The sequence below is a fragment of the Pseudomonas sp. Z3-8 genome (genome assembly GCF_051131975.1).
Taxonomy (GTDB): Bacteria; Pseudomonadota; Gammaproteobacteria; order Pseudomonadales; family Pseudomonadaceae; genus Aquipseudomonas.
Genome location: NZ_CP071643.1, coordinates 4,814,948 through 4,833,569, shown reverse-complemented (window position 1 = coordinate 4,833,569; position 18,622 = coordinate 4,814,948). Strand labels below are relative to the sequence as shown.

Annotated in this window: 15 protein-coding genes and 1 pseudogene; 7 read left to right on the top strand and 9 right to left on the bottom strand. The window is 62.8% G+C overall.

Annotated elements, in window-relative coordinates; translation table 11 throughout:
• Positions 1-81: 81 nt before the first annotated feature.
• Positions 82-1,101, top strand: a complete 1,020-nt coding sequence (locus J3P94_RS22170; protein WP_305496480.1) for an alpha/beta fold hydrolase — start codon at positions 82-84, stop codon at positions 1,099-1,101.
• Between the two features lie 60 nt (positions 1,102-1,161).
• Here the strand turns inward: J3P94_RS22170 and J3P94_RS22165 are convergent, their stop codons facing one another.
• Positions 1,162-2,043: a LysR substrate-binding domain-containing protein gene (locus tag J3P94_RS22165; RefSeq protein WP_434569661.1), complete on the bottom strand. Its 882-nt coding sequence runs from the start codon at positions 2,041-2,043 to the stop codon at positions 1,162-1,164.
• A 110-nt stretch (positions 2,044-2,153) separates the two neighbouring features.
• On the opposite strand from J3P94_RS22165, the gene J3P94_RS22160 reads away from it, so the two are divergent.
• Positions 2,154-3,785, top strand: a complete 1,632-nt coding sequence (locus J3P94_RS22160; protein WP_434574276.1) for a 5-guanidino-2-oxopentanoate decarboxylase — start codon at positions 2,154-2,156, stop codon at positions 3,783-3,785.
• 141 nt (positions 3,786-3,926) lie between these two features.
• Here J3P94_RS22160 and J3P94_RS22155 read toward each other — a convergent pair whose 3' ends face one another.
• Positions 3,927-4,856, bottom strand: a complete 930-nt coding sequence (locus tag J3P94_RS22155; RefSeq protein WP_434569660.1) for an AraC family transcriptional regulator — start codon at positions 4,854-4,856, stop codon at positions 3,927-3,929.
• 327 nt (positions 4,857-5,183) lie between these two features.
• On the opposite strand from J3P94_RS22155, the gene J3P94_RS22150 reads away from it, so the two are divergent.
• Positions 5,184-5,537 (top strand): putative quinol monooxygenase, encoded by a 354-nt coding sequence (locus J3P94_RS22150; protein ID WP_305496474.1) that lies wholly within the window; start codon positions 5,184-5,186, stop codon positions 5,535-5,537.
• A gap of 40 nt (positions 5,538-5,577) precedes the next feature.
• Complete coding sequence (locus J3P94_RS22145; protein ID WP_434569659.1) at positions 5,578-5,811, top strand: hypothetical protein; 234 nt, start codon at positions 5,578-5,580, stop codon at positions 5,809-5,811.
• Between the two features lie 35 nt (positions 5,812-5,846).
• Here the strand turns inward: J3P94_RS22145 and J3P94_RS22140 are convergent, their stop codons facing one another.
• The 6 genes from J3P94_RS22140 to J3P94_RS22115 form a co-directional block, all read right to left on the bottom strand.
• Positions 5,847-6,467 carry a flavin reductase family protein gene (locus J3P94_RS22140; RefSeq protein ID WP_305496469.1) on the bottom strand — a complete coding sequence of 207 codons (621 nt, stop codon included), beginning with the start codon at positions 6,465-6,467 and terminating at the stop codon, positions 5,847-5,849.
• 190 nt (positions 6,468-6,657) lie between these two features.
• Positions 6,658-6,876, bottom strand: a complete 219-nt coding sequence (locus J3P94_RS22135; RefSeq protein WP_434569658.1) for a hypothetical protein — start codon at positions 6,874-6,876, stop codon at positions 6,658-6,660.
• A 136-nt stretch (positions 6,877-7,012) separates the two neighbouring features.
• Positions 7,013-8,332 carry an MFS transporter gene (locus tag J3P94_RS22130; RefSeq protein ID WP_305496467.1) on the bottom strand — a complete coding sequence of 440 codons (1,320 nt, stop codon included), beginning with the start codon at positions 8,330-8,332 and terminating at the stop codon, positions 7,013-7,015.
• Positions 8,333-8,622: 290 nt separating this feature from the next.
• Positions 8,623-9,957, bottom strand: coding sequence for a sigma-54-dependent transcriptional regulator (locus J3P94_RS22125; protein WP_434569657.1), 1,335 nt, complete (start codon positions 9,955-9,957; stop codon positions 8,623-8,625).
• Positions 9,950-11,713 (bottom strand): sensor histidine kinase, encoded by a 1,764-nt coding sequence (locus tag J3P94_RS22120; protein WP_434569656.1) that lies wholly within the window; start codon positions 11,711-11,713, stop codon positions 9,950-9,952. The genes J3P94_RS22125 and J3P94_RS22120 overlap by 8 nt, the downstream gene beginning before the upstream one ends.
• A 311-nt stretch (positions 11,714-12,024) precedes the next feature.
• On the bottom strand, positions 12,025-13,548 hold the full coding sequence (locus J3P94_RS22115) for a fumarate hydratase (protein WP_434569655.1): 1,524 nt from the start codon (positions 13,546-13,548) through the stop codon (positions 12,025-12,027).
• A 537-nt stretch (positions 13,549-14,085) separates the two neighbouring features.
• Between J3P94_RS22115 and J3P94_RS22110 the strand changes: the two genes are divergently transcribed.
• Positions 14,086-15,192 (top strand): diguanylate cyclase domain-containing protein, encoded by a 1,107-nt coding sequence (locus J3P94_RS22110; protein ID WP_434569654.1) that lies wholly within the window; start codon positions 14,086-14,088, stop codon positions 15,190-15,192.
• Positions 15,185-16,129, top strand: coding sequence for an iron-sulfur-binding ferredoxin reductase (locus J3P94_RS22105; protein WP_434569653.1), 945 nt, complete (start codon positions 15,185-15,187; stop codon positions 16,127-16,129). Before J3P94_RS22110 ends, J3P94_RS22105 begins: the two co-directional genes overlap by 8 nt.
• 174 nt (positions 16,130-16,303) lie before the next feature.
• On the opposite strand, the pseudogene pyk reads toward J3P94_RS22105, so the two are convergent.
• Positions 16,304-17,757, bottom strand: a pseudogene (gene pyk / locus J3P94_RS22100) (pyruvate kinase).
• Positions 17,758-18,082: 325 nt separating this feature from the next.
• Between pyk and J3P94_RS22095 the strand changes: the two are divergent.
• Positions 18,083-18,457 carry a tetratricopeptide repeat protein gene (locus J3P94_RS22095; RefSeq protein WP_305496455.1) on the top strand — a complete coding sequence of 125 codons (375 nt, stop codon included), beginning with the start codon at positions 18,083-18,085 and terminating at the stop codon, positions 18,455-18,457.
• Positions 18,458-18,622: the final 165 nt, after the last annotated feature.

Genomic DNA, 18,622 nt, shown 5'->3' with positions numbered 1-18,622 from the left:
GTCACGCAACTGTGGCAGCGCGCTTGAACAAACTTCATCAGACTTGCGCTCTATTGGGGTTCTGCGTTCTGGTGTTTGTTCATGCGTGTATTCATTTTTCTGGCCGCATTGTTGTGCGGCCTGCCGTCGTTGGCGGCTTCTCGTTGTGATGTCAATGTCGCGACCCAACGGGTCGACCTGGACCAGGTAAGCCTGGCGTACCAGAGCATCGGCCGTGCTTCGGATCCCGCGCTGCTGCTGGTGATGGGGCTGGGCGGTCAGTTGATCCATTGGCCGGACGAAGTGGTGGTGGCGCTGTGCGAACAGGGTTTCCGGGTGATTCGCTACGACAACCGGGATGTGGGTCTGTCCGCCTGGCGCCAGGCCCCAGGCACTGCCAACCTGACCTTCGAAGCCTTGCGCTACAAGCTTGGCTTGCCGGTGGCCGCGCCTTATACCTTGACCGACATGGCCGCCGATGGCCTGGGCTTGATGGATGCCTTGCAGGTGCAAAGCTTCCATGTACTGGGCGTGAGCATGGGCGGGATGATCGCCCAGCACATGGCGGCGATGGCGCCGCAACGGGTCGAGAGCCTGACCCTGATCATGACCAGTTCCGGCGCCGCAGGCTTGCCGGCGCCCAGTGAAACGCTGGTGCAGTTGCTGTCACGGCGCAGCGCGCCGAATCGTGAAGTGGCGCTTGAGCAACAGGCCGACCTGCTCGCCGCGCTGGGCAGCCCGATGGTGGTCGATGACCGGCAGGCCTTGCTGCATCAAGCCGCCGTGGCTTACGACCGGGCCTTCAACCCCGAAGGTGTGAAGCGTCAAATCATGGCAATCCTGGCCGAGCCGAGCCGGGTGGCGCTGCTCAATCAATTGCAGGTGCCGACGCTGGTGGTCCATGGCACCGCCGATCCGTTGCTGCCGGTGATGCATGGTGTGCACCTGGCGGCGCACATCCGTGGCAGTCAATTGAAACTGATCCCAGGCCTTGCCCATCGCTTTCAAGAAGCCTTCAAGGAACCCTTGCTGGGCGCGGTGTTGCCCTACTTGCAGCAGCACCGCGAAGACACCTCGCACTGGGCGCAGGTCGAGCCGGCGCAGGCGCCTAATCTGCTTTGATCTTCAAGACTCGCACGATCCCCTGTGGTGAGGGAGCAAGCTCCCTCACCACAGGGACGGCTACCGTGCGCGAGCCTGCTCCACCAGCCATTCCATCAGTTCCTGCAACTGGCCAGACACCTGGGCTTTGCGCGGATGCACCAGGTGATAACCCAGCCCGGTCCTGACCTTCATTTCGAACGGCGCCACCAGCCTGCCGGCGCTGAGGTCGTCGCCGATCAGCGACCAGTCGCCAATCGCCACGCCCGTACCCTGGGACGCCATGGACATCGCCAAGTCCAGGGTTTCGAAATGCTGGCCCTTGCTGACGTTGTTCAGGTGGACGCCGGCCTCGGCGAGCCAGGCGTTCCAGTCGCGCTCGTCGGTGGTGGGGTGCAGCAGCAAGTGCTGTTGCAGGTCGGCGGGCGAGCGCAACGGTGCGGGGCCTTCCAGCAGCGGCGGGGAGCAGACCGGCGTCAGTTGTTCATCGAACAGGTGCAGGCAGGCCAACGAGGCATCGGGCGGCGGGCCGTAGACGACCGCCGCGTCGAAGGTTTCCCGTTGGAAATTCACGCCGTGCCGGATCGTGGTGGTCAGCTCCACCGGCACGTCTGGCCGTTCCTTTTGCCATTGCAACAGGCGCGGCAGCAACCAGCGCATCACGCAGGTCGGCGCCTTGAGTTGCAGGGCCTGGCGTTTCTCGCCGATCTGCTCCAGCGCCTCGCCGATCAGGCCGAACACCTGCTGCACCCGCGGCAGCCACGCCTGGCCTTCGGCGGTCAGGCTCAGGCCACGCGCCTGGCGGTGAAACAGCGGGTAACCCAGGTGCGCTTCCAGCCCGGCAATTTGTCGGCTCACCGCACCTTGAGTGATATGCAACAATTCCGCGGCCCGCGTGAAGTTGCAACATTGGGCGGTGATCAGGAAGGTGTGCAGCGCCGGCAGCGGAGGAAGTCGTTTCATTGAGGCCGAGCCATGACTTGAAGACATGGCTAGTATGACTTTTTATCGATTGTTGTCGCTATGGCCCGACCGTTCCAATAACGCCATTCCCGAAGAAAAAGGCGATGGCAATGGCGACGTGCGGCGAAGTATTGGTCAAGTTACTCGAAGCTTATGGTGTGGAGCAGGTGTTTGGCATTCCTGGCGTGCACACCGTCGAGTTGTATCGCGGGCTGGCCCGTTCGAGCATCCGTCATGTGACGCCGCGTCACGAGCAAGGCGCCGGGTTCATGGCCGACGGTTATGCGCGGGTCAGCGGCAAGCCGGGGGTGTGTTTCATCATCACCGGGCCGGGCATGACCAACATCGCCACCGCCATGGGCCAGGCTTATGCCGACTCGATCCCGATGCTGGTGATCTCCAGCGTGCAGTCACGCAGCCAGTTGGGCGGCGGCCGCGGCAAGTTGCATGAGCTGCCGAACCAGAGTGCGCTGGTGGGCGGCGTGGCGGCGTTTTCCCATACGTTGATGTCGGCTGCCGAGTTGCCCGGCGTATTGGCCCGCGCCTTTGCGGTGTTCCAGGCCGGGCGCCCACGGCCGGTGCACATCGAAATCCCGCTGGACGTGCTGGTCGAGGACGCCGATGCGCTGTTGTGCAGGGCACCGGTCCGGGTCAGCCGCGCCGGGGCTGCGCCAGACGCCGTGGAGCAGATGGCGGCATTGCTGGCGACGGCCAGACGGCCACTGATTCTTGCCGGCGGGGGCGCCATCGATGCAGCAGCTGAATTGACCGAACTGGCCGAACGCCTCGGTGCACCGGTGGCGTTGACCATCAATGCCAAGGGCTTGCTGGCGTCCCGGCACCCGTTGCTGATCGGCTCTACCCAGAGCCTGGTCGCGACCCGGGCCTTGGTGGCCGAGGCCGATGTGGTGCTGGCCATCGGTACCGAACTGGCCGAGACCGACTATGACGTGACCTTCGCCGGCGGCTTCGAGATTCCCGGTGCGCTGCTGCGCGTCGACATCGACCCCGACCAGACCGTGCGCAATTACCCACCGAAACTGGCGCTGGTGGCCGATGCGCGAAGTGCTGCTCGCGGCTTGCTCGACGCGCCGAGCCTGCAAGCGCCCGATGCACGCCAGGACGACTGGGGAGTGGCGCGTGTAGCGCGGCTGTGGGCTGAACTCGACCGACTATGGGATGAACCGACTCGCGCCCAGACCGTGTTCCTCGACAGTGTTTTGCAGACGCTGCCCGAGGCGGTTTTTGTCGGCGATTCCACCCAGCCGGTGTACACCGGCAACCTCACCTTCAATCTCGAACAGCCGCGCCGCTGGTTCAACTCCTCGACCGGCTACGGCACCCTCGGCTACGCATTGCCGGCGGCGATCGGCGCCTGGCTTGGCGGTGTCGATAACGCCCATGGCCGCCCGCCGGTGGTGTGCCTGATCGGCGATGGCGGCCTGCAATTCAGCCTGCCGGAACTGGCCAGCGCCGTGGAAGCGCGGGTACCGGTGATCGTATTGCTGTGGAATAACCAGGGCTACGAAGAGATCAGGAAATACATGGTCAACCGTGCCATCGAACCGGTGGGCGTGGACATCTACACGCCGGATTTCATCGGCGTCGCCAAGGCGTTGGGCTGTGATGCCGAGGCGGTTGAGGATGTGCCGTCATTGCGGGTGGCGTTGCTTGCTGCATGTGAGCGGCGGGGGCCGACGTTGATCGAGATTGATCAGGACCTTTGGGCGGCGAAGTATTGAGGTGCCTTTACTGGCCCCATCGCGAGCAAGCTCGCTCCCACATGGGAATCTCTGTTGGCTATAAATGTTGCGTTCACCGCCGATCCCTGTGGGAGCGAGCTTGCTCGCGATGAGGCCGGCCCAGTCAGCACAAAGTACAGATCAAACGGTCATCCGCAACCGCGCCAGGTCCCTCAGCGGCGGCGCGCCGAACAGCCGGCTGTATTCGCGGCTGAACTGCGACGGGCTTTCATAACCCACGCGATACCCTGCCGCCGAGGCTTCCAGCCCTTCGGCCAGCATCAGGCGACGGGCTTCCTGCAGGCGCAATTGCTTCTGGTACTGCAACGGGCTCATGGCGGTCATTGCCTTGAAACGATGGTGCAGAGTCGAGACGCTGAGGTTGACTTCCCGGGCCAGGTCGTCGATGCGCAGCGGCTGTTCGAAATGGCCGTTGAGCCATTTGATCGCTTGGCTGATGCGATGGCTCTGGCTGTTGGCAATGGCGATTTCATACAGCCGGTAGCCTTGCGGGCTGCGCAGCAGGCGATAGAGGATTTCCCGGCGCACCAGTGGCGCGAGCATGGCGATGTCTTTCGGGCTGTCCAGCAACCGTGCCAGGCGCAGCACCGCATCGAGCATCGGCGTGTCCAGGCGTTCGACATACAGGCCGCGACCGGCGGGGCGGGTCGGTACGCCCAACGGACCGGCGTCGGCGATCAGCGCGGTGATTTCCGCCGGGTCGATGTCCAGGCGCAGCGCCAGGATCGGTTGTTCGGGCGACACGTCGGCGATGCACCCGCTCAATGGCATCGAGACCGAGACCACCAGATAGTGCAACGGGTCGTAGTTGAACAGTTCGTCTGCCAGGCGCACTTGCTTGCTGCCCTGGGCCATGATGCACAGCGCCGGTTGGGCCAGCACCGGGGCAAATCTATGCGGCTGGCTGTGGCGCGACAGGTGCAGCGAACCGATGGCGGTGGCGTAGCTGCCGTCCTCGCTGGTATTGCGTTCGATGATCGATGCCAGCTCGGCGCGCTGTTGTTCCAGGTAAGTGTCCAGCGGGACGTGGGCGTGATCGAGTGGCGACATGCCGAAATCCTCGGATGATAGGGATGCGATGGACGCAGCTTAAATTTGTGCAAGGCGCAGCGGTAGCAACATCCTGTTGAAAGCTTGCCTGATCCTGCACGGCCTGTCGGATCGGGACGGTGCAACCTGCTCGAAACTTGCTTGAAACCTTTTGTTTCAAGTTGCGCTGTTTGTGTCGGTTCCAAGCCAGGCCGGCGGCATCTGCGGGCAGGATCGTGCAATGTGTCGGCAGGAATCGACTAACGAAGCTGGCGTCAGGGCGCTTAACCTTTGATCCTGTCGCAGCCCGTCCCCGGCTGCACAATGGATCACCTGGGAGGGTTGAACATGACTACACAGATCCCCGTCAGTCACATGGCTTTTGTGCGGGCACGAGCCGGCTGCAGTCAGCAATTGGGTGCGCGCCTGAGTACCTTGATCACCCCGTCGCGGCAAGCTCCCGGTTGCCTGCACTTCGCCTTGCAGCAATCGCAATGCGACGCCGACCTGTGGCTGGTGTCCGGGCTGTGGACCCACCAGCAGGCGATGGAGGCCTACTTCAATTCCCCGGCAATGGCGATCTTCGCCGAGCTGGTACAGGATCTGGTGGTGAGCAGCCTGGATTTCCATACCTTTCGCGAGGTGTCTGCCGCCAAGGCGACCGAAGGGTGTATGGCGAAGGTACACAAACTGGCCGGTTGAAGGTTTAATGACGGTCATTCCAACCGCCAGGATGCGCATTATGGCACGCAAAGCCTTTGAAACTTTTGAAGCTGTTTCCGCTGTTGTTCCCAAGGAGGGTGGCGGCTATTACGCAGCCATCGCCACCAAGGCCATCGGCAGTCCCGACAAGCCGCGTTTCAACAAAGTGCTCGAAGAGCAGACGTTCGAGACTGCTTTCAAAGCCGATGAAGCGGCTGCCCAGCAGTTGACTCACCTGCAGGGTGTCGATGGCGAAGGCGGCCTGATCTGGTAATCGGCATTTCTAGGTTGTCTTCGTGGCGAGGGGATTTACTTCGGGCGATGCATCCTGAACAACGCTTCCGGCCCCAGCTGGAAGTAATCCGCCGGTCCGCCGCCACGCAAAATCGGCTCGGCGGCGGCAGTGTCGTATACCCCATCCTTCAACAGCCATTTGGCGATATGCACGGCGACGACTTCGCCGAGGATCAGCCAGCTCGGTACAAGCGCCTTGTCGGCACGTTGCAGCTGAATGATCTGAGTGACCTTGCATTCGAAGGACACCGGGCTCTCCGCCACGCGTGGTACCTGAATTACCCGCGACGGGGCGGTCGTCAGACCTGCCAGTTCGAACTCATCGACCTCTGGCGCGACCATCGCGCAGCTCTGGTTCATCTGCTCGGCCAGCGGGCGGGTGGCGAGGTTCCAGGCGAACTCCCCGGTCTGCTCGATATTGTTCAGGCTGTCTTTGCGCCCGACACTTGAGAAACCGATGATCGGCGGAACGTAGTTAAAGGCGTTGAAGAAACTGTAAGGCGCCAGGTTCAGGCGACCTTCGCCGTCCTGGGAAGAAATCCAGCCAATGGGCCGTGGACCGACGATCGCGTTGAACGGATCGTGGGGCAGGCCGTGACCGTTGGCGGGTTCGTAGTAATGGATATCGTCGGGCATGGAGATGTGAAGGTCCGGTGCTTAAAAAGGAATCCGACGATAGTGCAGCGATCAGCCCGTTTTGTCAGCACCCCGAAAAACATGTGGGAGCGAGCTTGCTCGCGATGGCGGCGCATCAGATAAAAATTTCTGTCTGACACACTGTCATCGCGAGCAAGCTCGCTCCCACAGGGTTTAGTTATATAGGGAATCAATTGGTGGACGCCGCATCGGCGCGGTCGGAGCCCTGTGTTGCGACGGTCGGCTCGGTGGCGCGATTTTCATCTTGTCTGGCAACAGAGGCCGAGCCGCTGCGGTCATGGGTGCCGGCGATAAAAGCGGCGGTGCCGGTGCGGTCGAAGCCGTCGTCGGCAAAGGCGCTGGTGGCCAATAAGGAGAGGGTCAGGGCGAAAATGAGTTGGGTTTTCATGGTCATGCTCCAATCAATGTTTTGATGGAGATGAGAATGAAGTGCGGTCATTAAGTGAGAATTAATCTCGAAAACCTGGAACGAAAAAGGGGCGAACCCGGTGAGGTCAGCCCCTTCTGTTGCTACGCCTTGACTATCAGTCCGTCACGATCCGCGAGTGCTTGCGGGTGTCTTTCATGGTGATGTAGACCAGCAGCGATACCGCGATGCAGCCTGTCACGTACCAGTAATAGCCGGTTTCCATGCCGATGCTCTTGAACCACAGCGCGATGTATTCGGCGGTGCCGCCGAAGATCGATACGGTCAGGGCGTACGGCAGGCCGACGCCGAGGGCGCGGATCTCGGTAGGGAACAGCTCGGCTTTCACCACCGCGTTGATCGAGGTGTAGCCGCTGACGATGATCAGCGCGGCCATGATCAGGAAGAACGCGCCCCACCAGGTCTGGATGGTGTGCAGGGTGGTGAGGATCGGCACCGTGAACAACGTGCCCAGGATGCCGAAGGCAATCAGGATCGGCCGGCGACCGATCTTGTCCGACAGCCCACCGATGATCGGTTGCAGGCACATGAACAGGAACAGCGTGGCGGCGGAAATGGTGGTGGAGTCGGAGATGCTCATGCCGACGGTGTTCACCAGGTACTTCTGCATGTAGGTGGTGTAGGTGTAGAACGCCAGCGTACCGCCCATGGTCAGGCCGACCACCGTCAGCAGCTCCTTGGGATGACGCATCAAGGTGCGCATCGCGCTTTCCTTGGCTTTTTCCTTCTTGGTGAACGACTCGGTTTCTTCCATGCCGCGACGCAGGTACAGCGCCACGACTGCGCACAGCGCGCCGATGGCGAACGGGATGCGCCAGCCCCAGGCGTAGAGTTGCTCGGTGGTGAGGACCTGCTGCAGCACGATCAGCACGCCGAGGGCGATGAGCTGGCCGGAGATCAGGGTCACGTACTGGAAGCTGGAGAAGAAGCCACGTCGTTCCTTGGTCGCCATCTCGCTCAGGTAGGTAGCCGACGTGCCGTATTCGCCACCCACCGACAAGCCTTGGAGCAAGCGGGCGAAGACCAGCAGGATCGGCGCGCCGACGCCGATGGTTTCGTAGCTCGGGCTCAGGGCGATGATCAGCGAGCCGAAGCACATCAGGTACACCGAGGCCATCAACGCGCGTTTACGGCCGGCGCGGTCGGCGTACAGGCCCATCAGCCAGCCGCCGATCGGGCGCATCAGGAAGCCGACGGCGAAGATCGCGGCAGTGTTGAGCAGTTGGGCGGTGGTGTCGCCCTTGGGGAAGAAGGCTTTGGCGAAGTACAACGAGAAAGCGGCATAGACGTACCAGTCGTACCACTCGACCATGTTGCCGACCGAGCCGCTGAAGATCGATTTGATCCGGCTGGCGGTGGTTCTTTCACGGGCGGGCACGGCAGCCGACCCAATGGGCAGGGCGTTGGAGTTATCCATTGAAGGATCCTTCGTTTAATTGTTTTTGTGGAGCGCGTGTGAACGCAGCCTGCCAGGGTTATAGCAGGACCTGTGCCAGGTGGCGGAGGGCCGGTTTAGAGGGGGTTATGGCGGCATATAAGCGGAAATCCGCTTATTGTGGCTAGGGGGTTGGGCGGAAATCCGCTTATCAAGTGATGTATCGGGTGGCCTCTTCGCGAGCAGGCTCGCTCCCACATGGGTTCAGTATTCGCAGGACCCTGTGGGAGCGAGCCTGCTCGCGAAGAGGGCAGAGCAGGCAGCGGAAAAAATCAGCGCTCCTGCAAAAACATCTCCCGATTTAATCCATGCCGCTGCATCTTTTCATTGAAGGTACGGCGCGGCAGTTGCAGCTCTTCGAGCACGGCTTTCACGTCGCCCTTGTGTCGCGCGAGGGCGGCGCGCAGGCATTGCGCTTCGAAGGCTTCCTGCCGGGCCGCCAGGGATTGGCCGGGCGCCGCATCCTCGACGGGCAGTTGATCCAGGCCCAGCACCTGGCGTTCGGCGACGTTGGCCAGTTCGCGCACGTTGCCCGGCCAGTCATGGCTGAGCAAATGGCTCAGTTGCGGGCCGCTCAGCGGCGTTGCCGGGCGGCCCAGGCGTTCGGCGGCGCTGTGGGCGAAATGCTCGAACAGCAAGGGGATGTCTTCGCGTCGTTCCCGCAGCGGCGGCAGGCGCAGTTCGGCGATATTCAGCCGATAGGCCAGGTCTTCGCGGAACCGCCCGGCACGGGCTTCGTCCAACAGGTCCGGCTTGGTCGCGGCAATGATGCGCAGGTCCACCGGGATGCTCTGGTTGGAGCCCAGGCGCTCGAGTTTCTTTTCCTGCAGAACCCGCAGCAACTTGGCCTGTTGCGCCAGGGGCATGCTTTCGATTTCATCAAGAAACAGCGTGCCGCCACCGGCATATTCGAGCTTGCCGATGCGTTTGCCCTGGGCGCCGGTGAACGCGCCGCTTTCATGGCCGAACAGTTCGGCCTCGAACAGCGGCTCGGGAATGGCCGCACAGTTCAGCGCCACGAAAGGCTTGCTCGCCCTTGGGCCGAAATCATGCAGGCAGCGGGCGACCAGTTCCTTGCCACTGCCGGTTTCGCCGCGAATCAACACGTTGACTGGCAGGGTCGCCAGGTCCAGCACCTGGCGGCGCAGGTTCTGCAAAGGCCGGGAGACGCCCAGCAGCGTGGTGTCCAGCCGGGCCTTGGCGTCGGCCTGCTCGTGCAGTCGTCGGTTCTCCAGCACCAGGAAACGTTTATCGAGGGCGCGACGCAGGCTGCCCAGCAGGGCTTCAGGGCTGAAGGGTTTTTCCAGGAAGTCGTAGGCCCCGTCGCGCATGGCTTCCACCGCCATCGGTACATCGCCGTGACCGGTCAACAGGATCACCGGCAGGTCGGGGTCGCGCTTGCGTACTTCGGCCAACAGTTCCAGGCCGGTGAGCCCAGGCATGCGCACGTCACTCAGGATCACCCCGGCAAAATTCTCCGGCAACTGCCCCAGGCAGTCTTCGGCGCGGCTGAACAACTGCACGCGGAACCCGGACAGGCTCAGCCACTGCTCCACGGCACTGCGGATACTGCTCTCGTCATCGACGACTATGACCGAATCAAGCATGCAACGGCGCCTCCGGATCGATGGGCAAGGTGACGCAGAATACCGCGCCGTTTTCGTGATTGCCCGCTATCAGCCGCCCGCCGGATTCATGAATGATCGCAAACGACACCGCCAGGCCCAGGCCCAGGCCATCGCCGACGGCCTTGGTGGTGAAAAAGGGGTCGAACACCTGGGCCAGATGCTCTTCGGCAATCCCGCCGCCGCTGTCTTTCACCGTCAGGCACCACAGTTGCTCATCGGCCTGCAGGCGCACTTCCAGGCGCTTGATCGGTTGGTCGACCATCGCGTCGAGCGCGTTGCGCAGCAGGTTGATCAGCACCTGTTCGAGGCGGATCGCGTCGCCGCGAACCCAGGCCGGGCGGGCCAAGTGCAACACCGTGCTGACGTGTTCATCGCGCAGGCGTGTCTCCAGCAATTGCAGGGCCTGGTCGACCACCGCTGCCAGGTCCAGGCGCTCACGCAGGCCGCTCGGGCTTTTGCGGGCAAAGGTTTTGAGGTGGCCGGTGAGGGCCGCCATGCGTGTGAGCATGTCATCCACCGGTTTGAGCGCCTTGTAGGCGTCCTCCACCCGACCATGGTCGAGCAACAGGCGCAGGGTCGCCAGCTGCATGCGCTGGGCGGTCAGCGGCTGGTTGATCTCGTGGGCCAGTGCTGCCGACATCTGCCCCAGGGCCGCGAGCTTGGCCGATTGCACCAGGCCGTCCTGGGCAGTGCGCAGTTCACGCGTGCGTTCCTCCACCAGCCGTTCGAGTTCCTCGCGGCTGCGTTGACGCAGTCTTGCCAGGCGCCAGCGCTGGTTGAGAAACAGCAACAGGAACACCAGCGCCAGCCACAACCCGGCGGCGGCGAGCCCGGCGTTGCGCAGGTCTTCAAAGGCGATCTGCGGCCTGCGCAACAAATGCAAGGTCCAGCCTTCGCCGGTCAACGGCAGGGATTCCCAGAGATAGTCCGCCGCGCCATCGGGCGCTTCGACCCGGGCCAGATGGCTGTTGTCGTCGAAGCGTCGCAGCGGATCGAAGGCCAGGGGCTGCAGCGGTTGCTTGTCGTATTGACGGGTAGCCTTGAGTTCGGCGCGGTCGCTGTCGGCCAGTGGGCGCAGGTGGCGATAACGCCAGCCCGGGCGGTTGGCGATGAAAATGATGCCGCGCGCATCGCTGACCAGCAAGGTATCGCTGCCCTGGCGCCACTCGCGCTCCAGCTCCGGGAACTCCAGCTTCACGACCATGGCGCCAAGGAACTCGCCGTTGTCGCCGGTTACCGCGCTGGACAGGAAATAGCCGGGGATGCCACTGGTCACGCCCACGGCATAAAACCGCCCGGTGCCTTGGGTGCGGGTCTGGATGAAATAGGGGCGAAAACCATAATTGTGACCGACATAGCTGCTCGGCAGCCGCCAGTTGCTGGCCGCTACGGCCAGGCCGGTATGGTCCAGCAATTCCAGGGTGGAGGACTGCGCGGCGCCGTTGATCTTTTCCAGCTTGCGATTCAGTTCATCCTGTTGCGCCGCACTGACCGGGCCCTTCAGGGCATCGCGCAGTTGTGGGTCCAGCGCCAGCACGGAGGGCAGGGCACGGTAGCGTTCAATCAGGGTATGAAGGGAGTTGGCGTACAGCGCCAGTTGCTGGCTGGCACGGCTGGCGTCCTCTTCCAGGGCCGCGCGTTCGGCGTGACGCACGGCGAGGGTGGCGGCGATGGCAGCGCCAGTGAGAATCAGCAGGGTGTACAGCGACAGGCGCAAGGTACGGGTAGTCGGCATGCTGGCGTAAACCAGTGGAAAGTCGGGCGGGCAAGATAGCATGCTGGATCGGCTTCGGGCCTGCACCACCGCCATCGCGAGCAAGCTCGCTCCCACACTGGGTCTGCGGTCATCACTGTATTTCGATTCACACCCTATCCCTTGTGGGAGCGAGCCTGCTCGCGAAAGCGGTGGAACACTCTGCATTGATGTCGACTGACAAAGCGCTTTCGCGAGCAGGCTCGCTCCCACAGGTTTTGATTGTGGTATTTACAAAAAAGGCCGGTGGGCTTGTCGCTCACCGGCCTTCCTCACAGCGGCTGGAACGCTTGTTACTGCACTTCGACCGCCAGGCTTTCGCTGATCTTCTGCTGCCAGATCGCCGGACCGGTGATGTGCACCGACTCGCCTTTGCTGTCGACCGCAACGGTCACCGGCATGTCCTTGACCTCGAACTCGTAGATCGCTTCCATCCCCAGTTCGGCGAAGGCCAGGACCTTGGATTTCTTGATCGCCTGGGCCACCAGGTAAGCGGCACCGCCGACGGCCATCAGGTAGACCGCCTTGTTGTCCTTGATCGCTTCGATGGCGGTCGGGCCGCGCTCGGATTTGCCGATCATGCCCAACAGGCCGGTCTGCTCGAGGATCTGGCGGGTGAACTTGTCCATTCGCGTGGCGGTGGTCGGACCGGCCGGGCCAACCACTTCGTCGCCGACCGGGTCGACCGGGCCAACGTAGTAGATGAAGCGGCCCTTGAGGTCCACCGGCAGGGTTTCACCCTTGTTCAGCATCTCGACCATGCGCTTGTGCGCCGCGTCGCGACCGGTGAGCATCTTGCCGTTGAGCAATACCGTTTCGCCCGGCTTCCAGCTCTGCACTTCTTCCGGGGTCAGGGTGTCGAGGTTCACGCGCCGCGCCGACGGACCGGCTTCCCAGACGATTTCCGGGTAGGCGTCCAGCGGTGGCGCTTCCAGCGAGGCCGGGCCGCTGCCGTTGAGCACGAAGTGGGCATGACGGGTGGCGGCGCAGTTGGGGATCATGCACACCGGCAGGGAAGCGGCGTGGGTCGGGTAATCCATGATCTTCACGTCGAGCACGGTCGTCAGGCCGCCCAGGCCCTGGGCGCCGATGCCCAGTTGGTTGACCTTCTCGAACAGCTCCAGGCGCATCTCTTCGATACGGTTCTGCGGGCCGCGGGCCTTGAGCTCGTGGATGTCGATGGATTCCATCAACACTTCCTTGGCCATCACCGCGGCTTTCTCGGCGGTGCCACCGATGCCGATGCCGAGCATGCCCGGTGGGCACCAGCCGGCGCCCATGGTCGGAACGGTCTTGAGTACCCAGTCGACGATGGAGTCGGACGGGTTGAGCATGGCCATCTTCGACTTGTTCTCGGAGCCGCCGCCCTTGGCCGCCACGTCCACTTCCACGGTGTTGCCCGGGACGATGGAGTAGTGGATGACCGCCGGGGTGTTGTCCTTGGTGTTCTTGCGCGCGCCTGCCGGGTCGGCGAGGATCGATGCGCGCAGGACGTTTTCCGGCAGGTTGTAGGCGCGACGCACGCCCTCGTTGATCATGTCGTCCAGGCCCATGGTCGCGCCATCCCAACGCACGTCCATGCCCACGCGCACGAACACGGTCACGATGCCGGTGTCCTGGCAGATCGGCCGATGGCCGGTGGCGCACATGCGCGAGTTGATCAGGATCTGCGCCATGGAATCACGGGCCGCCGGCGATTCTTCGCGCAGGTAGGCCTCGTGCATCGCCTGGATGAAATCCACGGGGTGGTAATAGGAAATGAACTGCAAGGCGTCGGCGACGCTCTGTATCAGGTCATCTTGCTTGATCACGGTCATGAGTCGCGCTCCTCTCTAAAGACGGGAACATTCTATAAGGCAGCTTCGAGCTGCAAGCTTCAAGCGGCAAGCTGAAGCAGTATGCGTACTGCTCTGAACTTGCCGCTTGGAGCTAGCGGCTTGCAGCTGACCTCAGGTCAAGGCACGCCGGGCATGCTGGCGCGACGCTAAAAAGGCGCGGCAGTATATCGCAGGCACGCAGCCTGTGGGAGCGAGCTTGCTCGCGATGGCGACCTGCGGGTTGAAGGGCTGGAATGCACCCCGTGGCGAGGGAGCTTGCTCCCGCTCGGTTGCGCAGCGACCGCAAAATCTTGGGGCCGCTACGCCCGAAGCGTCGGACCGGCCCAGCGGGAGCAAGCTCCCTCGCCACGGGGGGCAGCGTCGGGGTTGGCAGATGCGTCAATCTGGGCCATTGCTTTGACGCCATTTTTCTGCGCCAGAATTGAATGGTCATTTGCCGAACACGCCACTAAAGTGGCGTCTGGCCTGTAGCGTAGGACGCCTCTGTCAGTCTCCTTTCCCATGGTGAGTCACCGATTGACCCATAACGCCATCCAACGTCTTTTGCTTAAACGCTTTGCCCTCGCAGCCACGACTTATGCGCTGGCACTGGTATTGTTGTGGCTGGCGTTTTTCAGTGGTCATTACCTCGACACATTGCGTGGCGTCATTGTTGGCAGCCTGTTGGTCGTGCTGTGCCAGGCCGGTCTGTTCACGCTGTTCATCACCGACCGCAACCTGCGATTCGCCGACCCCAGCCTCACGGAAATACAGGTCTGGATCGGCCTGGGCTGGCAGACCTGGATGATGGCGCACCTGGACCAGGCCCGGGGCGTGTTCCTGGTGTTCTATGTGCTGATCCTGCTGTTCGGGCTGTTTCACCTGTCCCGCCGGGCCTTTGTGCGTTGCGCGACGCTGGTGTTTATCAGCTTCACCGGGATCACGCTCTGGGACGGTTATTTCTTTCGCCTGCCCGATCCGACGCTGGCCGGTCTGCAGGTATGCGTACTGTTCATCGTGCTGGTGTGGCTGGTGTTGTACGCCCGCTACGTCCAGACCTCGCGCCAACGCATGCGCCAGCGTCGGTTTGCCTTGCAGGCGCACCAGGACACATTGCGCGGCATGATGCGCCAGCTCGAAGACCTGGTGGCCACCGATGAACTGACCGGCCTGTTCAACCGCCGGCACTTCCTGCGCCTGGCCGGCCGCGAGCTCAATACCCTCAGGCCCGGCGTCGCCCATGGCCTGGCCTTGATCGACCTCGACCATTTCAAACGCATCAACGACCTGCATGGCCATGCCGCGGGCGACCAGGTGTTGCAGGCTTTCGCCGCTGTCGCCACGGCGTGCCTGCGCGAGGGCGATGTGCTGGCCCGTTACGGTGGCGAGGAGTTTGTCATGCTGCTCCCCGCTTGCGATCCCGCGCGCCTGACGGCCTGTTGCGAGCGACTCCGGCTGGCGTTCACCGAGGTTCGATTGGTCGATCTGCCGGTGGGCAACCTCAGTTTGTCGGTGGGGATGACCATGCTGGAAATCGGCGATGACCTGGACAGCGCCTTGCAGCGCGCCGACCAGGCCTTGTACCGTGCCAAGCGGGACGGTCGCAACCGTTGCGCCGCCGCCTGGGAGAACGTCGATGCCTGAACTGAAAGTCGCCGACCGGCAATGGACGGTGGCGGCTGGCGGCAACCTGCTGGACGCGCTTAACCACGGCGGCGTGCCGGTGCCCTATAGCTGCCGTGCCGGCAGTTGCCATGCCTGCCTGGTGCAATGTGTGAAGGGGGATGTGCGTGACAGCCGTCCCGACGCCCTGAGCCCGGCGCAGCGAGATAACGGCTGGCGCCTGGCATGCCAGTGCCAGGTAATCGAAGACGTGCAGATCCACACCTTTGATCCGCAGCGCGACGGCCAGGCCGCCGCGGTGGACGCGGTGGATTGGCTGGGGGCTGACGTGCTACGCCTGCGCATCAGCCCGCAACGACCACTGCGTTATCGAGCCGGGCAACATCTGGTGTTGTGGGTCGGTGACGTGGCCCGGCCGTACTCCCTGGCGAGCCTGCCCGAAGATGATCGTTTCCTGGAGTTTCACCTCGATTGTCGCGAGCCCGGCCAATTCGTCGACGCGGCGCGACAACTGAGCACCGGAGACCCGATCCGCCTCGGCGAACTGCGCGGCGGCGCGCTGCATTACGACGCCGACTGGCACGATCGGCCGCTCTGGCTGCTGGCCGCTGGCACCGGCCTGGCACCGCTGTTCGGCATCCTCCGTGAAGCCCTGCGTCAGCAGCACCAAGGCACGATTCGGCTGATTCACGTGGCCCATGATGAGGCCGGGCATTACCTGGACAAACCTCTGAAGGCACTGGCGGCCAAACACTCCAACCTGAACGTCGAGCTATTGACCGCAGCCGAGGCGCCAGCGGCGCTCGCGCAACTGCACCTGGCTTCACGCCAGACCCAGGCCCTGGTGTGCGGTCATCCGGACCGGGTCGAGGCGTTTGCCAAGCGTTTGTACCTGGCGGGGCTGCCGCGTAATCAGTTGCTGGCGGATGTGTTTCTGACCCGGGAGGATGGCGGCTGACAGACCGCCTTCGCGAGCAGGCTCGCTCCCACAGTGGGATTTGCGGCGTGCGCAAGCCCCTGTGGGAGCGAGCCTGCTCGCGAAGGCCTCAGCCCAGACATTACATCCCCAAAGCCAGAAACCAAAAAGCCCCGCCATTCACATGGCGGGGCTTTTGTTTTCAGCAACCGGTCATCAAACCATCGGGTCGCCGACGTGCAGGATCTTCATCCCATTGGTGCCGCCGATGGTGTGGTAGCTGTCGCCCTTGGTCAGGATGACCCAGTCGCCGGTCTGCACCACGCCACGCTTGACCAATTCATCCACCGCCGCCTGGCTGACTTCGCCCGGTTGCAGGGCAGCCGGGTCGAACGGCACGGTGTAGACGCCACGGAACATGGCGGCACGGGCCTGGGTTTCGCGGTGCGGGGAGAGAACGCATAGATCGGCACGGAGGAGCGGATGCGCGACATGATCAACGGCGTGTAGCCACTTTCGGTCAGGGCGATGATCGCCTTTACGCCCGGGAAGTGGTTGGCGGTGTACATGGTCGCCAGGGCGATGCTCTCGTCGCAGCGCTCGAAGGTCTTGCCGATGCGGTGGCTGGAGGTCTTGCCGGTCGGGTGCTTTTCAGCGCCGATGCAGATACGTGCCATGGCCTGCACCGCTTCGAGCGGGTAGAGGCCGGCGGCGCTTTCGGCCGAGAGCATCACGGCGTCGGTGTAGTCGAGCACGGCGTTGGCTACGTCGGACACTTCGGCGCGGGTCGGCATCGGGTTCTGGATCATCGACTCCATCATCTGGGTCGCAACGATCACCGCTTTGTTGTGGCGGCGTGCGTGCAGGATGATCTTCTTCTGGATGCCTACCAGTTCGGCATCGCCGATTTCCACGCCGAGGTCGCCACGGGCCACCATCACGGCGTCGGACGCCTTGATCAGGCCATCGAGGGTTTCATCGTCGGCCACGGCTTCGGCGCGTTCGATCTTGGCTACCAGCCAGGCGGTACCGCCGGCCTCGTCGCGCAATTGACGGGCATATTCCATGTCCGCCGCGTCGCGCGGGAAGGACACCGCCAGGTAGTCGACTTCCATTTCCGCGGCCAGCTTGATATCGGCCTTGTCTTTATCGGTCAGGGCCGGAGCGGTCAGGCCGCCGCCGCGACGGTTGATACCCTTGTGGTCCGACAGCGGGCCGCCGATGGTCACGACGCAGTTCAGTTCGGTGGCGGTGGCGGTCTCGACGCGCATCACCACGCGGCCGTCGTCGAGCAGCAGCTCGTCGCCCACGCCGCAGTCCTTGACCAGGTCCGGGTAGTCGATACCGACGACTTGCTGGTTACCCTCGGTCAATGGATGGCTGGTGGAAAAGGTGAACTTGTCACCGATCTTCAGCTCGATGCGCTTGTTGGCGAATTTGGCAATGCGGATCTTCGGGCCTTGCAGGTCACCCAGCAGGGCGACGAAGCGGCCATGCTTGGCGGCCAGGTCGCGCACCAGCTTGGCACGAGCCTTGTGCTCGTCGGGGGTGCCGTGGGAGAAGTTCAGGCGGGCAACGTCCAGGCCAGCCAGAATCAGCTGTTCGAGAACTTCCGGCGAGTTACTGGCCGGGCCAAGGGTAGCGACGATTTTGGTGCGACGGACGGACATGCAGGACTCCTCAAGTTCAAGCGCCAGCGAAGGCTACTATGGTCTTTGGGTGTAGTCATTGTTCATGTGCACTACTTATTCGTTTCTTTTTCGAAATGAACATTCCTGAAAATTTCTGCGCCGTTAATTCCTAAAGCCGAACATCGCTTTTGTGGCGAGGGAGCTTGCTCCCGCTCGGTTGCGTAGCGACCGCAAAATCTTGGGGCCGCTGCGCCCGAAGCGTCGGACCGGCCCAGCGGGAGCAAGCTCCCTCGCCACAAGAACTGGTCGATTGAAGATTTTTCGCGCCAGGTCGATAAAGAGCTCAAGACAGGAGAACCTCCCCATGCGATTCGTGCTTTTTATTGCCTTGGCCCTGAGCATCACGGGCTGCACCCGTTGGTCGATGAACCACCACATGAACCTGGCCTACAAGGCCTACGAGCGCGGCAATTGCGAGCAAGTGATGCTTGAACTGTCCAAGGTCGACCGCGCCAGCCGTGCCCGCCGTTACATGCAGCCGGAAGTCTCGATGATGCGTGGTCAATGCCTGGAGCGGCAAAAGCTGTTCGTCGATGCGGCGCAGACGTACCAGTTCATCCTTACGCAATACCCGAACAGCGAGTATGCCTATCGTGCCCGCGCCCGGCTCGAAACCTTGCAGAGCCTTGGGCATTACCCCACCCGTAGCACCTCGGCCATCCGCCCGACGGCGTTCTGAGCGACCTTGCATCCAAGCCCTCGGCCAAGCGCCGTCGCGGCATCATGATGGGGATCGCATCCGGACTGGCCGTCACCGGAACCTGCGCTATAGTTGTACACATGGCTATTAGAGCTTGAGCTCTAATAGCCATTGTGACGCCTGTAGCCGATGATCCTGGACGCT

Bases quoted from the DNA above. Each gene is read 5' to 3' on its own strand.
- J3P94_RS22145 (WP_434569659.1), top strand. From the start codon at position 5,578: ATGGCACGCAAAGCCTTTGAAACTTTTGAAGCTGTTTCCGCTGTTGTT.
- J3P94_RS22095 (WP_305496455.1), top strand. From the start codon at position 18,083: ATGCGATTCGTGCTTTTTATTGCCTTGGCCCTGAGCATCACGGGCTGC.
- J3P94_RS22125 (WP_434569657.1), bottom strand. From the start codon at position 9,957: ATGCTTGATTCGGTCATAGTCGTCGATGACGAGAGCAGTATCCGCAGT.
- J3P94_RS22140 (WP_305496469.1), bottom strand. From the start codon at position 6,467: ATGCCCGACGATATCCATTACTACGAACCCGCCAACGGTCACGGCCTG.
- J3P94_RS22165 (WP_434569661.1), bottom strand. From the start codon at position 2,043: ATGAAACGACTTCCTCCGCTGCCGGCGCTGCACACCTTCCTGATCACC.
- J3P94_RS22160 (WP_434574276.1), top strand. From the start codon at position 2,154: ATGGCGACGTGCGGCGAAGTATTGGTCAAGTTACTCGAAGCTTATGGT.
- J3P94_RS22105 (WP_434569653.1), top strand. From the start codon at position 15,185: ATGCCTGAACTGAAAGTCGCCGACCGGCAATGGACGGTGGCGGCTGGC.
- J3P94_RS22135 (WP_434569658.1), bottom strand. From the start codon at position 6,876: ATGAAAACCCAACTCATTTTCGCCCTGACCCTCTCCTTATTGGCCACC.
- J3P94_RS22150 (WP_305496474.1), top strand. From the start codon at position 5,184: ATGACTACACAGATCCCCGTCAGTCACATGGCTTTTGTGCGGGCACGA.
- J3P94_RS22120 (WP_434569656.1), bottom strand. From the start codon at position 11,713: ATGCCGACTACCCGTACCTTGCGCCTGTCGCTGTACACCCTGCTGATT.
- J3P94_RS22130 (WP_305496467.1), bottom strand. From the start codon at position 8,332: ATGGATAACTCCAACGCCCTGCCCATTGGGTCGGCTGCCGTGCCCGCC.
- J3P94_RS22170 (WP_305496480.1), top strand. From the start codon at position 82: ATGCGTGTATTCATTTTTCTGGCCGCATTGTTGTGCGGCCTGCCGTCG.
- J3P94_RS22115 (WP_434569655.1), bottom strand. From the start codon at position 13,548: ATGACCGTGATCAAGCAAGATGACCTGATACAGAGCGTCGCCGACGCC.
- J3P94_RS22155 (WP_434569660.1), bottom strand. From the start codon at position 4,856: ATGTCGCCACTCGATCACGCCCACGTCCCGCTGGACACTTACCTGGAA.